Source organism: Streptococcus mitis (assembly GCF_902159415.1).
Taxonomy (GTDB): Bacteria; Bacillota; Bacilli; order Lactobacillales; family Streptococcaceae; genus Streptococcus; species Streptococcus mitis_BG.
The window spans coordinates 803,999-825,092 of the sequence record NZ_CABGJU010000001.1 but is presented as its reverse complement, the minus strand read 5'-3'; the positions used below and the strand labels follow the sequence as shown (position 1 = coordinate 825,092).

Annotated in this window: 13 protein-coding genes and 2 pseudogenes; 14 read left to right on the top strand and 1 reads right to left on the bottom strand. The window is 40.2% G+C overall.

The window, feature by feature from the left end:
• Window positions 1–172 precede the first annotated feature (172 nt).
• The 14 genes and pseudogenes from FN031_RS04370 to manA form a co-directional block, all read left to right on the top strand.
• Window positions 173–4,894: pseudogene (locus tag FN031_RS04370) on the top strand (Ig-like domain-containing protein); the annotation flags it as partial.
• 375 nt (window positions 4,895–5,269) lie between these two features.
• Window positions 5,270–6,622, top strand: coding sequence for a UDP-N-acetylmuramoyl-L-alanine--D-glutamate ligase (gene murD / locus FN031_RS04365; RefSeq protein WP_142557919.1), 1,353 nt, complete (start codon window positions 5,270–5,272; stop codon window positions 6,620–6,622).
• 1 nt (window position 6,623) lies between these two features.
• The gene (locus tag FN031_RS04360) at window positions 6,624–7,682 is read left to right on the top strand and encodes a UDP-N-acetylglucosamine--N-acetylmuramyl-(pentapeptide) pyrophosphoryl-undecaprenol N-acetylglucosamine transferase (protein WP_142557917.1); all 1,059 of its coding nucleotides are present in this window, start codon (window positions 6,624–6,626) and stop codon (window positions 7,680–7,682) included.
• Between the two features lie 9 nt (window positions 7,683–7,691).
• The gene (locus FN031_RS04355; protein WP_142557915.1) at window positions 7,692–8,993 is read left to right on the top strand and encodes a cell division protein FtsQ/DivIB; all 1,302 of its coding nucleotides are present in this window, start codon (window positions 7,692–7,694) and stop codon (window positions 8,991–8,993) included.
• Window positions 8,994–9,206: 213 nt separating this feature from the next.
• Window positions 9,207–9,908, top strand: a complete 702-nt coding sequence (gene pyrF / locus FN031_RS04350; protein ID WP_142557913.1) for an orotidine-5'-phosphate decarboxylase — start codon at window positions 9,207–9,209, stop codon at window positions 9,906–9,908.
• A 31-nt stretch (window positions 9,909–9,939) separates the two neighbouring features.
• Complete coding sequence (pyrE, locus tag FN031_RS04345) at window positions 9,940–10,572, top strand: orotate phosphoribosyltransferase (protein WP_142557910.1); 633 nt, start codon at window positions 9,940–9,942, stop codon at window positions 10,570–10,572.
• A 184-nt stretch (window positions 10,573–10,756) separates the two neighbouring features.
• Window positions 10,757–11,893, top strand: a pseudogene (gene lctO / locus FN031_RS04340) (L-lactate oxidase).
• A gap of 211 nt (window positions 11,894–12,104) precedes the next feature.
• Window positions 12,105–12,500 carry a CopY/TcrY family copper transport repressor gene (locus FN031_RS04335; RefSeq protein ID WP_142557908.1) on the top strand — a complete coding sequence of 132 codons (396 nt, stop codon included), beginning with the start codon at window positions 12,105–12,107 and terminating at the stop codon, window positions 12,498–12,500.
• Window positions 12,501–12,510: 10 nt separating this feature from the next.
• Complete coding sequence (locus FN031_RS04330) at window positions 12,511–12,882, top strand: cupredoxin domain-containing protein (RefSeq protein ID WP_142557906.1); 372 nt, start codon at window positions 12,511–12,513, stop codon at window positions 12,880–12,882.
• A gap of 9 nt (window positions 12,883–12,891) precedes the next feature.
• Window positions 12,892–15,114 (top strand): heavy metal translocating P-type ATPase, encoded by a 2,223-nt coding sequence (locus tag FN031_RS04325; protein ID WP_142557903.1) that lies wholly within the window; start codon window positions 12,892–12,894, stop codon window positions 15,112–15,114.
• Between the two features lie 219 nt (window positions 15,115–15,333).
• On the top strand, window positions 15,334–17,109 hold the full coding sequence (gene spxB, locus FN031_RS04320; protein WP_142557901.1) for a pyruvate oxidase: 1,776 nt from the start codon (window positions 15,334–15,336) through the stop codon (window positions 17,107–17,109).
• 109 nt (window positions 17,110–17,218) lie between these two features.
• A complete protein-coding gene (locus FN031_RS04315; RefSeq protein WP_142557899.1) occupies window positions 17,219–17,566 on the top strand; it encodes a VOC family protein in 348 nt (115 codons plus the stop codon).
• Between the two features lie 146 nt (window positions 17,567–17,712).
• Window positions 17,713–18,291, top strand: a complete 579-nt coding sequence (locus FN031_RS04310; RefSeq protein WP_142557897.1) for a DUF3592 domain-containing protein — start codon at window positions 17,713–17,715, stop codon at window positions 18,289–18,291.
• Between the two features lie 150 nt (window positions 18,292–18,441).
• Window positions 18,442–19,386 carry a mannose-6-phosphate isomerase, class I gene (gene manA / locus FN031_RS04305; protein WP_142557895.1) on the top strand — a complete coding sequence of 315 codons (945 nt, stop codon included), beginning with the start codon at window positions 18,442–18,444 and terminating at the stop codon, window positions 19,384–19,386.
• 42 nt (window positions 19,387–19,428) lie between these two features.
• On the opposite strand, the gene FN031_RS04300 is transcribed toward manA, so the two are convergent.
• Window positions 19,429–20,769, bottom strand: a complete 1,341-nt coding sequence (locus FN031_RS04300; RefSeq protein WP_142557894.1) for a sodium-dependent transporter — start codon at window positions 20,767–20,769, stop codon at window positions 19,429–19,431.
• Window positions 20,770–21,094 lie beyond the last annotated feature (325 nt).

Below are 21,094 nucleotides of genomic sequence, written 5' to 3'. Positions count from 1 at the left end.
AGTTTTTTATATCCAATATTTTCTACTAATTTTAGTAATCATAGTCTGAAGTTATGCTTTTTTCGAGAAACTATTGATGTATCTATTGTAATTGTATAAAATATGAATGAAGATGATGACTCATGAAAATAAAGAGCAAGGATGGGCGAACATATTGATTGATAGTCGAGTAAGAGAATTCAACCAAAACTGGCATTTCAAGCTCAATGCCAATGCTAAAGATGCGGTCAAGCCAGATGCCGATATTTCTAGTTGGAAAAAATTAGACCTTCCTCATGACTGGAGTATCTACAATGACTTTGACCATGACTCACCTGCCCAAAACGAAGGTGGACAACTAAATGGTGGTGACGCATGGTATCGTAAGACCTTTAAGCTAGACGAGGAAGACCTTAGTAAAAATGTACGTATCACTTTTGATGGTGTTTACATGGATTCTCAGGTTTATGTAAATGGTCAGCTAGTTGGTCACTATCCAAATGGTTACAACCAATTCTCATATGACATCACTGACTATCTCCATAAAGATGGTCGCGAAAATATCATAGGAGTGCGTGCAGTCAACAAACAACCAAGTAGCCGTTGGTACTCAGGAAGCGGGATTTACCGTGATGTTACCCTTCAAGTCACAGATAAGGTCCATACTGAGAAAAATGGAACAACTATCTTAACACCAGACCTTGAAAAACAACAGAATGGTAAGGTAGATACTCATGTAACAAGTAAGATCGTCAATACTGATGATAAAGATCATGAAATTCTTGCTGAGTATCAAATCATTGAACGTAATGGTCAAGCTGTAACGGACCTAGTTCGTACAGCTAGTCAAGTCTTGAAAGCTCATCAATCAGCCAGCTTGAATGCTATTTTACAAGTTGATAAACCAAAACTTTGGACAGTTAATAGCGACAAGCCTGCCCTTTACGAATTGGTGACACGTGTTTATCGTGATGGCCAGTTGGTAGATGCTAAGAAAGATTTGTTTGGTTATCGTTATTACAACTGGGTTCCAAACGAAGGCTTCTCTTTGAATGGTGAACGCATTAAATTCCATGGGGTTTCTCTTCACCATGACCATGGAGCTCTTGGAGCTGAAGAAAACTATAAAGCAGAATACCGTCGTCTGAAACAAATGAAGGATATGGGTGTGAACTCTATTCGTACAACCCACAACCCAGCTAGTGAGCAGACTTTGCAGATTGCTGCTGAGCTTGGTTTGTTGGTCCAAGAAGAAGCCTTCGATACTTGGTATGGTGGTAAGAAACAGTATGACTACGGTCGCTTCTTTGACAAAGATGCTACTCACCCAGACGCTAAAAAAGGTGAAAAATGGTCTGATTTTGACCTTCGTACCATGGTCGAAAGAGGTAAGAACAACCCAGCTATCGTTATGTGGTCTATCGGTAATGAAATCGGTGAAGCAGACGGAAAACCTCGTTCTTTAGCAACAGTTAAACGCTTGGTTCAAGTTATTAAGGCTGTTGATAAGACACGCTATGTCACTATGGGAGCAGATAAGTTCCGTTTTGGTGATGGTAGTGGTGACCATGAGAAGATTGCAAATGAACTTGATGCCGTTGGTTTTAACTACTCAGAAGATAACTACAAGAAACTTCGTGCAAAACATCCAAATTGGTTGATTTACGGTTCTGAAACTTCTTCAGCTACTCGTACACGTGGAAGTTATTTCCGACCAGAACGTGAATTGGTACACAGCAATCAGGATTATCGTCATTATGAGCAATCAGACTACGGAAATGACCGTGTTGGTTGGGGTAAAACAGCTACAGCATCTTGGACTTTTGACCGTGACAATGCAGGTTATGCAGGTCAATTCATCTGGACAGGTACGGACTATATTGGTGAACCTACTCCATGGCACAACCAAAACCACACACCAGTTAAGAGTTCTTACTTCGGTATCGTAGATACAGCTGGTATTCCAAAACATGACTACTACTTGTACCAAAGCCAATGGGTTTCTGCTGAGAAGAAACCAATGGTTCACTTGCTTCCTCACTGGAACTGGGGAAATCCTACTCTAAAAGAGAATGTAGCGGATGCAGATGGTAATATTCCAGTCCGTGCCTATTCTAATGCTGCAAGTGTAGAACTATTCTTGAATGGTAATACTCTAGGTAAGAAGACATTTACTAAAAAACAAACAAGTGATGGACGTACTTACCAAGAGGGTGCTAAACCTAATGAACTTTACCTTGAATGGAAGGTTGCTTTTGAAGCTGGTACTTTAGAAGCAGTAGCTCGTGACGAAGCTGGTAATATCGTTGCTCGTGATAAGATTGTGACTGCTGGAGAACCTGCAGGGGTTCGTTTGGTCAAAGAAGAAAATGCGATCGCAGCTGACGGGAAAGACCTTACTTATATCTACTACGAAATCGTTGATAGCAAGGGTAACGTAGTTCCAACTGCCAATAACCTAGTTCGCTTCCAGTTGCATGGACAAGGTCAGATTGTCGGTGTGGACAACGGGGAACAAGCTAGTCGTGAACGTTACAAAGAACAAGCAGATGGTTCATGGATTCGCAAAGCCTTTAATGGTAAAGGTGTTGTGATTGTCAAATCGACGGAGCAAGCAGGTAAATTCACCTTGACTGCCCACTCTGATTTCTTGAAATCTGGTCAAACAACGATCTTCACAGGTAAAAAAGACCAAGCAGAAAAAACAGTTTTAGGAACAGAAGTGCCTAAAGTACGTACCGTTATTGGTCAAGAAGCGAAAATGCCTTCAAAAGTAGCATTTATTTATAGTGATGATAGCCGTGAAAAACTTCCAGTAGAATGGTCAGCAGTTAATGTCAACGAACCTGGTATCTTTACTGTTAAAGGTGTGGCAAATGGTCGTGATGTAGAAGCGCGTGTTGAAGTCTTGGTACTCGAAGCAGAATTACCTGTAGTTAAGAGAATTGCACCGAGTACAGATCTAAGTTCGGTTGATCCATCTGTTACCTATGTATTGTCAGATGGTACTCTAGGAAGCTATGACGTTGATAGGTGGGAAGTTGCAGCTGAAGATCAAGCTAAATTAACTATCCCAGGCTCTCGTATCCAAGCTAAAAGAATTTCAGGTGATGATGAAATCGCTGCTACATTCGTAGTTGCCGAAGGTCAAGCGGCTTCACCAGTAGTACCGACTGTAACTGTTGCAGACCAGCCTGTAGAAGGGCTCTCAACTGATCAACAAGTTCTATACCATAAACTTGCTTATGGAGCTGCTTTGCCTGAAGTCAAAGCTTTAGCTGAAAATGCGCAAGTTACTGTTATTCAAGCTAACGAAGCAAATGGTATGCGTGCAAGTATTTATGTTCAACCAAATGATGGTGGAGCACTTCAGACTTATGCTATCCAATTCTTACAAGAAGCTCCGCAGATTGAACGTTTAAGCCTAGAAGTTGAAAATGCAGACGCACTGAAAGAAGACCAAACTGTTGGTATCAAAGTCTTGGCCCATTATCAAGATGGAACTCAGGCCGTATTGAAGGGGGACAAGGTAAGCTTCTCAACATCAGGTGAAGGAGACGTAGTTGTTCGTAAAGGTATGCTTGAATTGCATAAACCTGGTCAAGTAACTTTGAAAGCTCAATTTGAAGGAGCAGAAGGTCAGATTGACTTGAACATCCAAGCAAATACTGAAAATAAAGTTGTCCAGGCCATTCGTCCAGTAAGTGTCGTGACAGGTTTGAACCAAGAACCAAGTCTACCTTATACAGTAACGGTAGAGTACGATAAAGGATTTCCAAAAGTTCACAAGGTAACTTGGCAAGCAGTTGCTAAGGAAGACCTTGCCAAATACCATAGCTTTGATATTCTTGGAGAAGTAGAAGGAATTGAAAACGAAGCTCATGCTAAAGTTTCTGTAGAAGGTATCATTGCAGTCGAAGAAGTGACTACAACAACTCCAGTTTCAGAAGCTCCTCAATTACCAGAAAGTGTTCGTACTTACCACTCAAACGGCCAAGTATCTTCAGCTAAAGTGACTTGGGATGCTATTGACCCAAGCCAATATGCAACTGAAGATAGCTTTACCGTTACAGGACATGTGGAAGGGACTCAGTTACCAACGAAACTTCATGTCCGTGTTTCCGCTCAGACAGAAACTGGTGCAAACATTTCTGACCAGTGGACAGGTTCAGAGTTGCCACTTGCCTTTGCATCAGACTCAAATCCAAGTGACTCGGTAGCAAATGTTAATGATAAACTAATCTCATACAACAACCAACCAGCTAACCGTTGGACAAACTGGAACCGTACAAGTGAAGCGTCAGTGGGAATCCTCTTTGGTGATTCTGGTATCCTGTCTAAACGTTCGGTTGACAATCTCAATGTTGCCTTCCACGAAGACCACGGTGTTGGTGCACCTAAGTCTTATGTCATCGAATACTATGTAGGAAAAGCTGTTCCAACAGTTCCTAAAAATCCAAGCTTTGTAGCTAGTGAAGACCACGTCTTTAATGATGACAATAATTGGAAACAAGTGACAAATCTTAAAGCTCCAAATCAAGTGAAAGCTGGAGAAATGACTCACTTTAGCTTTGATAAAGTCAATACCTATGCGGTTCGTATCCGTATGGTTAGACCAGATGGTAAATGGGGGACTTCCATTACAGAAATTCAAATCTTCTCTAAACAAGTAGCTGCAGCTAAGAAGGCTCAAGCACAAATCCAAGTAGATGGAAAAGATTTGCCAAACTTTAACCCTGGCTTGACTGACTATTATTTAGAAGCAAGCGAAGGAAAAGTTCCAGCTGTAACAGCAATCGTAACTGAAAATGGTATTGCAACAATTGTACCAAGTGTAAGTGAAGGTGATCCAGTTCGTGTTGTTGTCAAGGCTGAGAATGGAGATATTCTAGGAGAATACCGTCTACACTTTACAAATATTTAAGACTTATCAGGCGCCCCTATGTCGTCAAAATATTCTCCCAGAAATAGCTACTAAGGAAAATATTACTCTTGCAAGAGCAGGTGTTATAGGAATGCTTTTAGCTTTGTTTGCAATGGGGAAAAAAGTCGAAGAATAAAATAATCTGACATTATTTAGAACATAGAGATTGGACAAACTAGTTGTAAAAATAAGAACCAGACCTTGTCCGCTTTTCTATGATTCTTTGAATCAAAACATAGTTAGTAAAAGATGTTAAAGTTGATTATTGAATTCCCATATCACAAAAAACAAATAAGAAAGCCCTTTGTGGCTTTTTTATTTTCATAAAAATGGTAAAATAGTAAGAGTAGAAATGGAGTTCTAGATATGAAACGAATTGATCAATTTGAAAATAAGAAAGTATTAGTCCTAGGTTTAGCCAAATCAGGTGAGTCTGCGGCTCGTCTCTTGGACAAGCTTGGTGCCATTGTCACCGTAAATGATGGCAAACCTTTTGAGGAAAATCCAGCAGCACAAAGTCTCTTGGAAGATGGTATCAAAGTTGTAACTGGTGGACATCCTTTGGAATTGTTGGATGAAGATTTTGCCCTCATGGTGAAAAACCCTGGTATTCCTTATAGCAATCCTATGATTGAAAAAGCTTTAGAAAAAGGCATTCCAGTTTTGACTGAGGTTGAGTTGGCTTACTTGATTTCTGATGCACCAATCGTCGGTATTACTGGTTCAAATGGTAAGACAACGACCACAACCATGATTGGTGAAGTTCTGACTGCTGCAGGACAAAATGGACTCTTATCAGGTAACATCGGTTATCCTGCTAGTCAGGTTGCTCAAACTGCGACAGATAAGGACACCCTTGTCATGGAACTTTCTTCTTTCCAATTAATGGGAATCCAAGAATTCCATCCTGAAATTGCTGTCATTACCAACTTGATTCCATCTCATATTGACTATCACGGTTCGTTTAATGACTATGTGGCAGCCAAGTGGAATATCCAAAGCAATATGACAGAAGATGACTACTTGGTATTAAACTTCAACCAGGAATTGGCTAAAGAACTTGCACCAAAAACAAATGCGACTGTAATACCATTCTCAACACTTGAAAAGGTTGACGGAGCTTATCTTGAAGATGGTCTTCTCTACTTCCGTGGTGAAAAAGTCATGGCAGCTGATGAGATCGGTGTTCCAGGTGGCCACAATGTGGAAAATGTTCTTGCAACCATTGCCGTTTGTAAACTGCGTGGCGTTGATAATGAAACCATCAAGGAAACCTTGTCAGCCTTTGGTGGAGTTAAACACCGTCTCCAGTTTGTAGACCAAATCAATGGCGTTAAATTCTACAACGATAGCAAGTCAACCAATATCTTGGCGACTCAAAAAGCCTTATCTGGATTTGACAATAGCAAGGTTATCTTGATTGCGGGTGGTTTAGACCGTGGTAATGAGTTTGACGAATTGGTTCCAGATATTACCGGACTGAAGAAAATGGTCATCCTCGGTCAGTCTGCAGAGCGTGTCAAACGTGCGGCAGATAAGGCCGGTGTGCCTTATGTCGACGCGTCAGATATTGCAGATGCAACCCGCAAGGCATATGAACTTGCAGAAGAGGGTGATGTAGTTCTACTCAGTCCTGCTAATGCAAGTTGGGATATGTATGCCAACTTTGAAGTTCGAGGGGATTTGTTCCTTGCTACAGTTGCGGAGTTAAAAGGATAATATGAAAAAAATAGTCTTTACAGGTGGAGGGACGGTAGGGCATGTTACCCTCAACCTATTATTGATACCCAAGTTCATCGAAGATGGCTGGGAAATCCACTATATTGGTGATAAACATGGGATCGAACATCAAGAAATCCTCAAGTCAGGTTTTGATGTAACCTTTCATTCTATTGCTACTGGGAAATTGCGTCGCTATTTCTCTTGGCAAAACATGTGGGATGTTTTTAAAGTTGCTTGGGGAATCGTCCAATCCTTCTTTATCATGCTCATGATTCGTCCCCAGGCCCTTTTTTCAAAGGGAGGATTTGTATCCGTACCTCCGGTTATTGCCGCCCGTTTATCTAGAGTTCCTGTCTTTATTCATGAGTCAGATTTATCAATGGGCTTGGCCAATAAAATAGCCTATAAGTTTGCAACCAAAATGTACTCTACTTTTGAACAACCTGCAAGTCTTACTAAGGTGGAACATGTAGGAGCTGTGACCAAGGTTTCTGGACCGGTTAAAGAAGAGCCGGAGGTGATGGTCGATATCCGGACTTGTTTTGACAGCAAACTACCAACTCTTCTATTTGTGGGGGGGTCTGCTGGAGCACGTGTCTTTAATCAGTTGGTTACAGACCATAAAAATGAGCTGACTAGTCGTTATAATATTATTAACCTTACTGGAGATTCTAGCTTGAATGAACTGAGCAAAAATCTCTATCGAGTTGATTATGTCACTAAACTCTATCAACCACTCATGAATATGGCAGATGTTGTCATTACTCGTGGTGGTGCCAATACGATTTTTGAGCTGTTAGCTATGGCTAAATTGCATGTTATTGTGCCACTTGGTCGCGAAGCCAGTCGTGGAGACCAGATTGAAAATGCAGCTTACTTTGTGAAAAAAGGATATGCAGAAGAGTTACAAGAAAGTGACTTGAATTTATCTAGCTTGGAAGAAAAAGTAACTCTACTTCTAAATAACAAAGAAATCTATCAAAACACGATGAGGAATTCTCATGAATTAAAATCTGTGGCGGATTTTTATGAGCTGCTTAAAAAAGATTTATCATAAGGAAAATTGATGTCAAAGGAAAAAAAGAAAAAACAAACTCCTGACAAGGAATTGTCAGAGTGGCAAAAACGAAATCAAGAGTATCTTCAAAAGAAAGCTGAAGAAGAGGCTAAACAAAAAGAAGTTGAAGCAAGCGCAGAGGAAAAAAAAGCACCATCTTCTTCTGAGGAGAGCGATCAAGAATTATCAGAATGGCAAAAGCAACATCAAGAGTATCTTCAAAAAAAGGCTGAAGAGGAAGCAAACAGCGCTGAAAATACAGCTGATACAGATTTGGATGAAGAAGCCGATGTTGATTCTGAACCAGAAAGCGATACGGAATCTGAAAAGGAAGAAGCTTCTGATACCAGTGATGTTCAAGAAAGACAAGAGGAACAGACTGATACAGAACAGACATCTTCAATAGATTCAAGTAGCAAAGATAAGAATAAAGAAAAAAGATCTAAAGTTAAGAAAGAAAAGAAGCCCAAAACTCCTAAACCTCCAATTCGGTCTGTTCATATTTGGCGTGCAGTTTCTATTTTAGTTCCGAGCTTTTTGATCTTGTTCTTATCAATCTACCTTCTGACTCCTTTTGCTACCCTTAAACAAATTGAGGTAACAGGTACAGTCCAAACGAATGCTGAACAGATAAAAGAGGCTTCAGGAATTCGTGACAGTGACTATACTATTAGTTTGATTCTAAATAAAGATAAGCATGCTGAATTGATCAAATCCAATTACTGGGTTGAATCAGCTTCCATTCAATACAAATTCCCTGCAAAATTTACAATTGAAGTTAAAGAATTTGGGATTGTAGCTTATTCTGTATCAGGAGAGAATTATTATCCAATTTTATCCAGTGGTGAAATTGAATCAACCGCTGTGAGTCCAAGTGATCTGCCTGAAACTTTTATTTCAGTTCTTTTTACGAACAAAGAACAAATCAAGACTTTGATTTCAGAGCTATCAAAAGTGAGCTCCGAAATTAAGGATTCAATTGATAAGATTGAATTGGCACCAAGTAAAGTCACTAGCGACCTCCTCAAAATCACCATGCGTGATACAGATGAGATACTGGTACCTTTATCAGAATTAGGTAAAAAATTACCCTATTATAGCAAGATAAAACCTCAATTAACCGTACCAAGTGGTATCGATATGGAGGTAGGTATCTATAGCTATAGTCTAGTGGATAAGGCTCTGGATGACGAAAGAGTCAAAGCCAAAGAAGAGGAAAAGAAGAAGCAGGAAGAAGAAAAGAAAAAACAAGCTGAGCAAGGAAATCAAGATCAAACAGCACAGACGACTCAAACAACACAGAGTCGCTGATTCGTTCAGTTACTTGTTTTTACTTGACAAGTCCCGCTTTAAATAATAGAATAATAAAAAACCTTTAAAGCAGTCCAGAGAGGCAGCTAAGGTTAGACGGTGAAAGGGTGGAGACTACCTATTTTTCGTGGAACCTTGCTGTAGCAGGTTCCTTTTTTGTATTATTTACCAAAGGAATTAACTGGATTTGAAATAAAGCAAAAGGAGAAAGATATGCGAGAAAGTCGCCCAGTCATTGCTCTGGATTTTCCAACTTTTAAAGAAGTTCAAGATTTTTTGGAACTCTTTCCTAGTGAGGAAAAACTGTATTTGAAAGTTGGAATGGAACTTTACTACTCAGCTGGTCCTGAGGTTGTACGATATCTGAAGAAATTGGGGCATAGTGTTTTTTTAGATTTAAAACTTCATGATATTCCTAACACAGTAAAATCGGCTATGAGAGTTTTATCTGATTTAGGAGTTGATATGACCAATGTTCATGCAGCAGGTGGCGTTGAGATGATGAAAGCTGCGCGTGAAGGACTTGGAAATCAGGCAAAGTTGATTGCTGTTACACAGTTGACTTCAACTTCTGAAGAGCAAATGAGAGACTTTCAAAATATCCAAACCAGTCTTCAAGAATCTGTCATTCATTATGCCAAAAAGACTGCTGAAGCAGGCTTGGATGGAGTTGTTTGTTCAGCTCAGGAAGTCAAACTCATCAAGGAAGTTACCAGTCAAGACTTTATCTGTTTGACACCTGGAATCCGTCCATCAGGAGCTGCTCTTGGAGACCAAAAACGTGTCATGACACCTGCTGATGCCTATCAAATAGGCAGTGACTTTATCGTTGTCGGACGCCCAATCACTCAAGCAACTAATCCAGTAGCTGCTTATCAAGCTATCAAGGATGAGTGGACACAAGATTGGAAATAAGAGTACATTTTAAAATACAAAGGAGAAACCCATGACACTTGCAAAAGACATTGCTAGCCATCTATTGAAAATTCAAGCCGTATACCTCAAACCAGAAGAGCCCTTCACTTGGGCATCAGGTATCAAGTCACCGATTTATACGGACAATCGTGTAACGCTTGCTTATCCAGAAACACGTACCTTGATTGAGAATGGTTTTGTGGAGGCTATCAAGGCAGAATTCCCTGAGGTAGAAGTGATTGCAGGAACAGCGACTGCAGGTATTCCTCATGGTGCCATTATAGCTGACAAGATGAACCTGCCATTTGCTTACATCCGTAGCAAACCAAAAGATCATGGCGCTGGAAACCAAATCGAAGGCCGTGTAGCCCAAGGTCAAAAAATGGTCGTTGTTGAAGATTTGATTTCAACAGGGGGATCAGTTCTCGAAGCCGTAGCTGCTGCCAAACGTGAAGGAGCTGATGTACTTGGTGTTGTAGCAATTTTCAGCTATCAATTACCAAAAGCAGATAAAAACTTTGCGGATGCTGGTGTCAAACTAGTGACTCTTTCAAACTACAGTGAGCTCATTCACCTAGCCCAAGAAGAAGGCTACATCACACCAGAAGGACTCGCTCTCCTCAAACGCTTTAAAGAAGACCAAGAAAATTGGCAAAATCTATAAATAGATAGACACTCAGGTATTCTTAGATCTACCTGAGTTTTTTATTTAATGGAAGGTTTATAACCATAGCCTCTGTTTACCTTTATGATGAAAAGTACAGACAAATTTTTTGAAAACATCATGAAAAAGTTTTAAACTATTCTAGTAAACAAAAGTAAACGTTTACGTTTAAGGAGGACTATTGATGTCATATAAAACAAGCAATGCAGAAGGACCTGTAGATTTTATAAATACCTATGATTTGGAGCCTATGGCCCAACAAGTTATTCCCAAAGCTTCTTTTGGGTATATTGCAAGTGGTGCAGAGGACACTTTTACTTTGAGAGAGAATATTCGAGCTTTTAACCACAAACTCATTGTTCCTCGGACCCTATGTGATGTGGAAAATCCAAGCACAGAGATTGAATTTGATGGTGAAAAACTATCTTCACCAATCATTATGGCACCTGTTGCCGCCCATAAACTAGCTAATGAGCAAGGAGAAGTTGCGACTGCGCGTGGAGTACACGAGTTCGGTTCACTCTATACAACTAGCTCCTACTCAACAGTTGACCTACCTGAAATTTCTCAAGCCCTTCAAGGAACACCTCATTAGTTCCAATTCTACTTTAGTAAAGATGATGGCATTAACCGTCACATCATGGATCGCGTCAAGGCAGAAGGCTATAAGGCTATTGTCTTGACTGCCGATGCGACAGTAGGAGGTAACCGTGAGGTAGATAAACGAAACGGTTTTGTGTTCCCAGTTGGCATGCCTATCGTAGAAGAATACCTACCTCAAGGTGCTGGTAAGTCAATGGATTATGTCTATAAATCAGCCAAACAACGCCTATCTCCACGAGATGTAGAGTTTATCGCAGAATACTCAGGACTTCCTGTTTATGTCAAAGGTCCACAATGCCGTGAAGACGTTGAACGCTCATTGGATGCAGGGGCTTCAGGTATTTGGGTAACCAACCACGGTGGTCGACAAATTGATGGTGGACCTGCTGCTTTTGACTCGCTACAAGAAGTGGCTGAAGCAGTAAATAAACGTGTGCCAATCGTTTTTGACTCTGGTGTTCGTCGTGGTCAACACGTCTTTAAAGCCTTGGCTTCAGGAGCTGACTTGGTAGCCATTGGACGACCTGTTATTTATGGTTTAGCCCTTGGTGGTAGTGTTGGTGTACGCCAAGTCTTTGAACATTTGAATGATGAATTGAAGACAGTTATGCAGTTATCTGGAACACAGACAATTGAAGATGTGAAACGATTCAAGCTTCGTCACAATCCATATGATCCAAGTTTCCCGGCTGATTCACATGATTTAAAATTGTATTAGTAGTAAAACAAACCTCCACTTCAAGTGGAGGTTTTTGAGTACTGTCTTTGTAAACATGAAAGAGAGTTTAAAAAGTGAACTTAGCGAGTATATAAGAAAAAATTTTAATACATTTTAAACTATTTTAAAATTTTTAGGAAATATAATTGACAAATGTAGATTTTGAGAGTATACTTATAATTGACAAATGTAGATTTTGGAGGAGATAAGAATGCAGATTTCGGATGCAGAATGGCAGGTCATGAAGATTATCTGGATGCAGGGGGAGCAGACTAGTACTGATCTCATAAAAGTATTAGAGAAAAGGTTTAGCTGGTCTAAGTCCACGATTCAGACACTCTTGGCCCGTCTGGTTGAGAAAGAATGTTTGACTCGGGAAAAGCAGGGCAAGTCCTTTGTCTATTCGGCCCTTTTAACTCTAGACGACAGTAGAGGTTTAATGGTTCAGGATATCAAAGACAAGCTTTGTTCCCGCAGGATGAAGCAGTTACTTGCCGATTTGATTAAAGAATGTGATTTTACCCTTGCTGATTTGGAAGGCTTGGAAGAAGTGATTTCAAAGAAAAAAGCGAGTGCTGTGGCAGAAGTAAGATGTAATTGTATGTAAAGGAGACGCGATGTTAAAACTATTTGTATCTATTGTTGTTTTAGGAATGATTGCTTTTATCCTCTTTTGGTTTTTCAAAAAACCGCAAGAAGATGCTAAGAAAGCTCAGCAAAAAAATGGCTATCAGGAGATTCGAGTGGAGGTCATGGGAGGATATACTCCAGAAACCATTATCCTTAAAAAATCGCAACCTGCTCGCATTATTTTCGATCGAAAAGATCCGTCACCTTGCTTGGATCAAATTGTTTTTCCAGACTTTGGAGTGCATGCTGATCTGCCTATGGGAGACCAATATGTGGTTGAAATCACTCCTGAAGAAGCAGGTGAGTATGGTTTCTCTTGTGGCATGAATATGATGCACGGTAAGATGATTGTGGAATAGGAGAAAGATATGACTGAAATTGTAAAAGCAAGTCTTGAAAATGGTGTGCAAAAAATCCGTATCACGGCAGAAAAAGGCTATCATCCAGCCCATATTCAACTACAAAAAGGAATTCCTGCTGAAATTACTTTTCACCGTGTGACACCATCAAACTGTTATAAAGAAATTCTCTTCGAAGAAGAAGGAATCCTAGAACCAATCGCTCAAGACGAGGAAAAAGTCATTCGCTTTACTCCTCAAGAATTGGGTGAGCACGAGTTTTCTTGTGGTATGAAGATGCAAAAGGGAACCTATACCGTTGTTGAAAAAACTAAAAAATCTCTAAGCCTTTTACAACGTTTTTGGATTACCAGCATTTTTACCCTACCATTAGTCCTCCTCATGCTTGGTATGCTGACTGGCAGTATTAGTCACCCAGTCATGCACTGGGGAACCTTCTTAGCTACGACACCTATTATGCTGGTAGCTGGACTTCCTTATATTAAAAGCGCATGGGCTAGCTTTAAAAAACATAATGCTAACATGGATACCTTGGTAGCTCTAGGAACCTTGGTAGCCTACGTCTATAGTCTATTTGCTCTCTTTGCGGGCTTACCAGTTTATTTTGAAAGTGCGGGATTCATCCTCTTCTTCGTTCTTTTAGGTGCAGTATTTGAAGAACGCATGCGCAAAAACGCTTCGCAAGCAGTCGAAAAATTATTAGACTTACAAGCTAAAACAGCAGAGGTGTTGAGAGATGGTGCTTATGTACAAATCCCTCTAGAACAGGTCAAGGTTGGCGATTTAATCCGTGTTCGACCAGGTGAAAAAATTGCCGTTGATGGTATTGTCTTAGAAGGTGAAACGAGTATTGATGAGTCAATGGTGACTGGGGAAAGTATTCCAGTAGACAAGTCTGCCGGTGATACTGTCATTGGTTCAACCATCAATAATAGTGGTACAATCATCTTTAGAGCTGAAAAAGTGGGTTCTGAAACTATGTTGGCTCAAATTGTGGACTTTGTGAAGAAAGCTCAAACGAGTCGTGCTCCTATTCAAGATTTGACAGACAAGATTTCTGGGATTTTCGTACCAGCAGTTGTCATTCTAGGACTTCTTACTTTTTGGATCTGGTTTGTTTTCCTTGGAGAAAGCTTTGTGACTTCACTTCTCTACGGAGTTGCTGTTTTGATAATTGCCTGTCCTTGTGCACTAGGACTCGCGACACCGACAGCACTCATGGTTGGAACAGGACGAAGTGCCAAGATGGGGATTCTTCTCAAAAATGGTACAGTTTTACAGGAAATCCAAAAAGTCCAAACGGTTGTTTTTGATAAGACAGGAACCTTGACCGAAGGGAAGCCAGTAGTGACAGATGTTATTGGTGATGAAAGAGAAGTGCTAAGTTTGGCTGCTTCACTGGAAGATGTATCTCAACACCCGCTAGCTCAAGCTATTGTTAATCGTGCATCTGAACTAGGAATTAGCCTTTACCCAGTGGAAAACTTCCAAGCCTTGCATGGAAAAGGTGTGACTGGGATTATTAATAGTAAACAAGTCTTGCTTGGGAATGCCAAACTCTTAGATGATCTTGCTATTCCACATGATTATCAAAAACGATTTGAATTGCTTGAGAAAGAAGCAAAAACAGTTGTCTTCCTATCCGTGGATGGTCAGTTAAAAGGCTTAATTGCCTTGCAGGATGTCCCTAAGGAAAATTCTCGAGAAGCTATTGCCAAATTGAAAAAACGTGGCCTTAGAACGGTCATGCTTACTGGAGATAATGCTGGAGTAGCCCATGCGATTGCAGAGCAAATTGGGATAGAAGAAGTGATTGCAAATGTCTTGCCAGAGGAAAAGGCACATGAAATTCACAAGCTTCAAAAGAATGGCAAATTGGCCTTTGTTGGAGATGGTATCAATGATGCACCGGCCCTCAGTGTAGCCGATGTCGGAATTGCCATGGGCTCTGGTACAGATATTGCTATCGAATCAGCAGATCTTGTCCTTACAAGCAACAATTTACTAGGATTGGCACGTGCTTTTGATATGAGTAAGAAGACCTTTAATCGTATTCTACTCAATCTTTTCTGGGCTTCTATCTATAACCTCATTGGTATTCCGATTGCAGCAGGAATCTTTTCAGGACTTGGTTTAGTGCTCAATCCAGAACTTGCAGGCTTAGCCATGGCCTTTAGTTCAGTCTCTGTTCTAATCAGCTCTCTCATGCTTAATTTTACTAAAGTCGATTAAAAAGGCGGTCTTAACCGCTTTTTTTGCTATTCTAAAACAGATTTTCAAAACGCTTTCAAACTGTACTGTAATAGAGAATGGAGTATTCTGAGCATATACTTAGAAATCTAAAATCAAATGTGATAAATTAGGATTGTAAATTTACATAATCGTTTTCAATTACTATATAAAAGCGTTTTTTGTAAATATATGAAATTATTTTGAAGGAGAGTTATCATTATGACTCAAGGGAAAATTACTGCATCTGCAGCAATGCTAAACGTATTGAAAACATGGGGCGTAGACACTATCTACGGTATCCCATCAGGAACACTCAGCTCATTGATGGACGCTTTGGCTGAAGACAAAGATATCCGTTTCTTGCAAGTTCGCCACGAAGAAACAGGTGCTCTTGCAGCGGTTATGCAGGCTAAATTTGGCGGCTCTATCGGTGTTGCAGTTGGTTCAGGTGGACCTGGTGCAACTCACTTGATCAACGGTGTTTACGATGCAGCGATGGATAACACTCCATTCCTTGCTATTCTTGGATCACGTCCAGTTAACGAATTGAACATGGATGCCTTCCAAGAGCTTAACCAAAACCCAATGTACAACGGTATCGCTGTTTACAACAAACGTGTAGCTTACGCAGAGCAATTGCCAAAAGTGATTGATGAAGCTTGCCGTGCTGCCGTTTCTAAAAAAGGTCCAGCTGTAGTTGAAATTCCAGTAAACTTTGGTTTCCAAGAAATCGACGAAAACTCATACTACGGTTCAGGTTCATACGAGCGTTCATTCATCGCTCCTGCTTTGAACGAAGTTGAAATCGATAAAGCGGTTGAAATCTTGAACAACGCTGAACGTCCAGTGATCTATGCTGGTTACGGTGGTGTGAAAGCTGGTGAAGTGATCACTGAATTGTCACGTAAAATCAAAGCACCAATCATCACAACTGGTAAAAACTTTGAAGCTTTCGAATGGAACTATGAAGGTTTGACCGGTTCTGCTTACCGTGTTGGTTGGAAACCAGCCAACGAAGTGGTCTTTGAAGCAGACACAGTTCTTTTCCTTGGTTCAAACTTCCCATTTGCTGAAGTTTACGAAGCATTCAAGAACACTGAAAAATTCATCCAAGTTGATATTGACCCTTACAAACTTGGTAAACGTCACGCCCTTGACGCTTCAATCCTTGGTGATGCAGGTCAAGCAGCTAAAGCTATCCTTGATAAAGTAAACCCAGTTGAGTCTACTCCATGGTGGCGTGCAAACGTGAAGAACAACCAAAACTGGCGCGATTACATGAATAAACTCGAAGGTAAAACTGAGGGTGCGCTTCAATTGTACCAAGTATACAACGCTATCAACAAATACGCTGATGAAGATGCAATCTACTCAATCGATGTCGGTAACTCTACTCAAACATCAACTCGTCACCTTCACATGACACCTAAGAACATGTGGCGTACATCTCCACTCTTTGCGACAATGGGAATCGCCCTTCCTGGTGGTATTGCTGCTAAGAAAGACAATCCAGATCGCCAAGTATGGAACATCATGGGTGACGGAGCCTTCAACATGTGCTACCCAGACGTGATTACTAACGTTCAATATAACCTTCCAGTAATCAACGTTGTCTTCTCAAATGATGAATATGCCTTCATCAAGAACAAATACGAAGACACAAACAAACACTTGTTTGGTGTAGACTTTACAAACGCTGACTACGCTAAAATTGCTGAAGCTCAAGGAGCTGTTGGATTTACAGTTAACCGTATCGAAGATATCGATTCAGTTGTTGCAGAAGCTGTGAAACTCAACAAAGAAGGTAAAACAGTTGTCATTGATGCTCGCATCACTCAACACCGTCCACTTCCAGTAGAAGTACTTGAGTTGGATCCAAAACAACACTCAGAAGAAGCAATCAAAGCCTTCAAGGAAAAATACGAAGCTGAAGAGCTTGTACCATTCCGCCTCTTCTTGGAAGAAGAAGGGTTGCAATCACGCGCAATCAAATAATTCCTCTCATCGAAAATCAAAAGTAAACATTGTAGATTTTATGCATTGATTTTCTTAGAGAGAAACTTAAAAGATCGGAGCAATCCGGTCTTTTTGTGGAGGACAGTAAATGAATTTAAATCAATTAGATATTATCGTGTCAGAAGTTCCCCAGGTCTGTGCTGAATTAGAGAGTATCTTGGATAAAAAGGCGGACTATGTTGATAACAGTTTTGCTCAGTTTACGATTGGCAGTCACTGTCTTATGTTATCCCAAAATCATTTGATTCCTTTGGAAAATTTTCAGTCAGGAATCATTCTACACATTGAGGTTGAGGATGTCGACCAGAACCAAAAGCGGTTAAAAGAGATTGGTGTCGAGATTTTACACGGTCCTTGTGAAACGGATTGGGGAACAGAGTCCTTATTAGTTAAAGGCCCTGCTGGTCTAGTGATTGATTTTTATCGTATGAAATAGGATGCTTAGTCATTTGAAGTTAACCTTAGCTATTTTTAAAACAGAAATTGAGAACATAAACTATTAAAAGATCGGAGTAATCCGGTCTTTTCTTTTATGTCTTTTCTGTTAAAATAGATTTATTAGGATATTTGAAGGAGGAAAATATGCCAACAAGTTTCTTTTTATTATTTGGTTTAATGGATTTAGGCTTTGCTGTCTTTACCTATTTTATGTTTGACTATTTTATCTTAAGTAATTATAGAAATGCCAAGAGATGCACCGAAAAAACGGAAGGAGTTATTATCCGATATTCCTATGCTCTTTATAACGGAATTAGCCTTCCAGTGGCTGAATACACTGTTGATGGGAACCGATATAAGGTCGTCGGGCCAAAATTTCGATCTGCTATTTCAAATACAATCAGTACTCCCTTAGGTTCAATCGTATCTGATGTCAAAATGGACAATTTTGAAGATGGGGAAATTCCTCAGGTTTTAAGATACAAGATTTATAGGAACAGTTTCATCTCCTTAACAAAATCACCTTTAATGGAACGATTTCCAATTGGAGGAAAGGTAACTGTTTATTATGATCCTAAAAAACCAAAACATTCCTATGTAGAAAGACCTTTAAAACCAGGTCGTTATGCATGGTTGACTAAATGTTTAGCTTATTTCCTTGTTTTTCTGATGGTTGCTCTAGCTTTCTTTACGGTGTTTATTCTTCCAAATCTTGTGAACTAATAGTTTCTGGTAGATTTTTCGAAAGTATGAAAACCATATCGTTACTATTTTTATAAAATCTTCTCCCTACTTTATAAGATATGAAAAAGAGTTCAACTGGAACTCTTTTTTTGCTATAATGAAGGGAGAAAAATCAGACAGGAGATCAAGATGTCAGAACCGTTATTTTTAAATTCTGTAATGCAAGAAAAAATCTGGGGAGGCACTAAACTTCGTGATGAGTTTGGTTACGACATCCCGAGTGAAAAAATCGGAGAATACTGGGCCATCTCAGCTCACCCAAATGGTGTTTCTAAGGTAGCCAATGGTCGTTATGAAGGAACAGACTTAGCTACTTTGTATGCGGAGCACCGTGAATTGTTTGGCAATCGTTCAGAGCCCGTATTTCCACTATTGACCAAAATTCTTGATGCCAATGACTGGCTCAGTGTTCAAGTTCACCCAGATGATGCTTATGGACTAGAGCATGAAGGCGAACTCGGTAAAACAGAATGTTGGTATATCATTGCAGCAGATGAAGGCTCAGAGATTATCTATGGTCACAATGCTAAGTCTAAAGAAGAACTTCGCCAACAAATCGAAGATAAAAACTGGGATGCCTTGTTGACCAAAGTACCTGTCAAGGCTGGAGATTTCTTCTATGTACCAAGTGGGACCATGCACGCTATTGGATCAGGTATCTTAATCCTTGAAACGCAACAGTCTAGTGATACAACCTACCGTGTCTATGACTTTGACCGTAAGGACGATAATGGCAACTTGCGTGAGCTTCACCTTGAAAAATCCATTGATGTTTTGAATATTGGTGAGCCTGCTAACAGCCGTCCTGTGACTGTCAAAGCAGATGATTTGCGTTCGACTTTACTAGTCTCAAATGATTTCTTTGCTGTTTACAAGTGGGAAATCACAGGAAAAGTTGAATTTGAGAAGACAGCTGATTACAGCTTGTTTAGTGTCTTGGCTGGTCAAGGGAAACTGACTGTAGACGGTCATGAATATCCAATCCAAAAAGGTAGCCACTTTATCTTACCAAGTGATGTTGAAGCTTGGACGCTTGAGGGACAAGATTTGGAATTGATTGTTAGTCATCCATAAAAAAGAAAGGGCCTGAGTTCACTACTCAAGTCCTTTTTGTATTTACATAAATTGGGTGATAAAGACCACGATGATGATAATTGGGATGATGTAACGAAGAAGGAAGAGCCAGACTTGGAAAAGACTTTGTTTCCATGGTGTTTCATCAAGATGCAGTTCCTCCATAGCCAGTGCCTTCTTGAAAATATAGCCAGTAAAGATAGACAAGCAGAGAGCACCGAATGGCATGAGGAGATTGGAAACCAAGAAATCCATAGCGTCAAAGAAGGTCTTTCCAAAGATTTGGATATCAGCCAAGACACCATAGGATAGGGCTGAAGGGATACCAAATATGAACGTTAAGACACCTAAAATCATACTCCACTTAGCACGCTTACGATTGTCCTGATTGGTGATATTCCCAACGTTGATTTCAAGCATCACGACTGAAGAAGTGATAGTCGCAAAGAGGAAGAGCAAGAGAAAGAGAATATAGAAAATGGTACCAAAAGGCATCTTGTCAAAGAGTTGGGGCAGGACGATAAAGAGCAGGCTCGGTCCACCTTCTGATTGGATGTTAAAGGCTGACATCGCAGGGAAAATCGCAAGTCCAGCCATGATCGATACGGAGATATTCAAGGCTACGATGGAAATTCCTGATTGGACCAGCTTAGTCTTCTTGTCTAGGTAGGAAGCGTAGGTCAGCATGGCTGTAACTCCAAGGGATAGAGCAAAGAAAGATTGACCCAGTGCATAGAGAAGTCCAGCACTTGTTAGTTTTGAAAAGTCAGGTTTGAGGAAGTAAACGACGCCTTCAATAGCATTTGGCAAGCTAAGAGAACGCCCGATAATAATGACAAAGATGATAAAAAGTAGGGGCATCATAACCTTTGATGCTCTTTCAATACCTTTTTGAACGCCGTGTGAAACAATGAAAATGTTCAAGAAGATAAAGGCTGCTTGGGCTCCTAAAGCAATAACTGGATTAGAAATGATGGACGAGAATTGCTGGGCATAATCTCCATTTCCGATTAGGTGGAATAATCTTCCAATCTCGATACCAAGGTATACCAGAATCCAACCCCCAATGACACTATAAAATGAGAGAAGGATGAAAAGAGCAAAGGCACCAATCCAACCAATAAAGTTGTACTTTTGAGTGTTTCCAAGCTTGCCAAAGGTTTTGATTGCTGATACGCCGGCACTTCGACCAAGGGCAAATTCCGCGAGTAAAAGCGGGAAACCAATTAGAATCGTCGAGATGAGAAAGACTAGCAAAAAGCCTCCCCCACCGTTGGCAGCAGTCATGTAAGGGAACTTCCAAACAGCTCCCAGACCAATAGCAGAACCAGCAGATGCAAGGATGAAGCCCAGTTTCGATCCCCATTGCGATTTTTCAGACATCGTTAAAACTCCGATCTATTTCTAAATAAGAAAAGGCTACTTGAGTTGTCAAATAGCCTTCTCTCAATGGCTCTTTTGAGCCTTTTCTTTGATTGATAGACTTGATTATCCTATCATGATTTTTAAAGACTGTCAAGAAAGCGGTTTTCATATTTTCATAGTTTTCTCAAAAAGTTAAAAAAATTTTCGCAAAAACACTTGACTCTGACCTAAGGGGAGGGTTTATACTATCAATGTAATACTCTTCGAAAATCTCTTCAAACCACGTTAGCGTCGCCTTACCGTACTCAAGTACAGCCTGCGGCTAGCTTCCTAGTTTGCTCTT

Bases quoted from the DNA above. Each gene is read 5' to 3' on its own strand.
- FN031_RS04315 (WP_142557899.1), top strand. From the start codon at position 17,219: ATGAATTTAAATCAATTAGATATTATCGTGTCAGAAGTTCCCCAGGTC.
- FN031_RS04360 (WP_142557917.1), top strand. From the start codon at position 6,624: ATGAAAAAAATAGTCTTTACAGGTGGAGGGACGGTAGGGCATGTTACC.
- pyrE (WP_142557910.1), top strand. From the start codon at position 9,940: ATGACACTTGCAAAAGACATTGCTAGCCATCTATTGAAAATTCAAGCC.
- spxB (WP_142557901.1), top strand. From the start codon at position 15,334: ATGACTCAAGGGAAAATTACTGCATCTGCAGCAATGCTAAACGTATTG.
- FN031_RS04355 (WP_142557915.1), top strand. From the start codon at position 7,692: ATGTCAAAGGAAAAAAAGAAAAAACAAACTCCTGACAAGGAATTGTCA.
- FN031_RS04335 (WP_142557908.1), top strand. From the start codon at position 12,105: ATGCAGATTTCGGATGCAGAATGGCAGGTCATGAAGATTATCTGGATG.
- murD (WP_142557919.1), top strand. From the start codon at position 5,270: ATGAAACGAATTGATCAATTTGAAAATAAGAAAGTATTAGTCCTAGGT.
- FN031_RS04310 (WP_142557897.1), top strand. From the start codon at position 17,713: ATGCCAACAAGTTTCTTTTTATTATTTGGTTTAATGGATTTAGGCTTT.
- FN031_RS04330 (WP_142557906.1), top strand. From the start codon at position 12,511: ATGTTAAAACTATTTGTATCTATTGTTGTTTTAGGAATGATTGCTTTT.
- manA (WP_142557895.1), top strand. From the start codon at position 18,442: ATGTCAGAACCGTTATTTTTAAATTCTGTAATGCAAGAAAAAATCTGG.
- pyrF (WP_142557913.1), top strand. From the start codon at position 9,207: ATGCGAGAAAGTCGCCCAGTCATTGCTCTGGATTTTCCAACTTTTAAA.
- FN031_RS04300 (WP_142557894.1), bottom strand. From the start codon at position 20,769: ATGTCTGAAAAATCGCAATGGGGATCGAAACTGGGCTTCATCCTTGCA.
- FN031_RS04325 (WP_142557903.1), top strand. From the start codon at position 12,892: ATGACTGAAATTGTAAAAGCAAGTCTTGAAAATGGTGTGCAAAAAATC.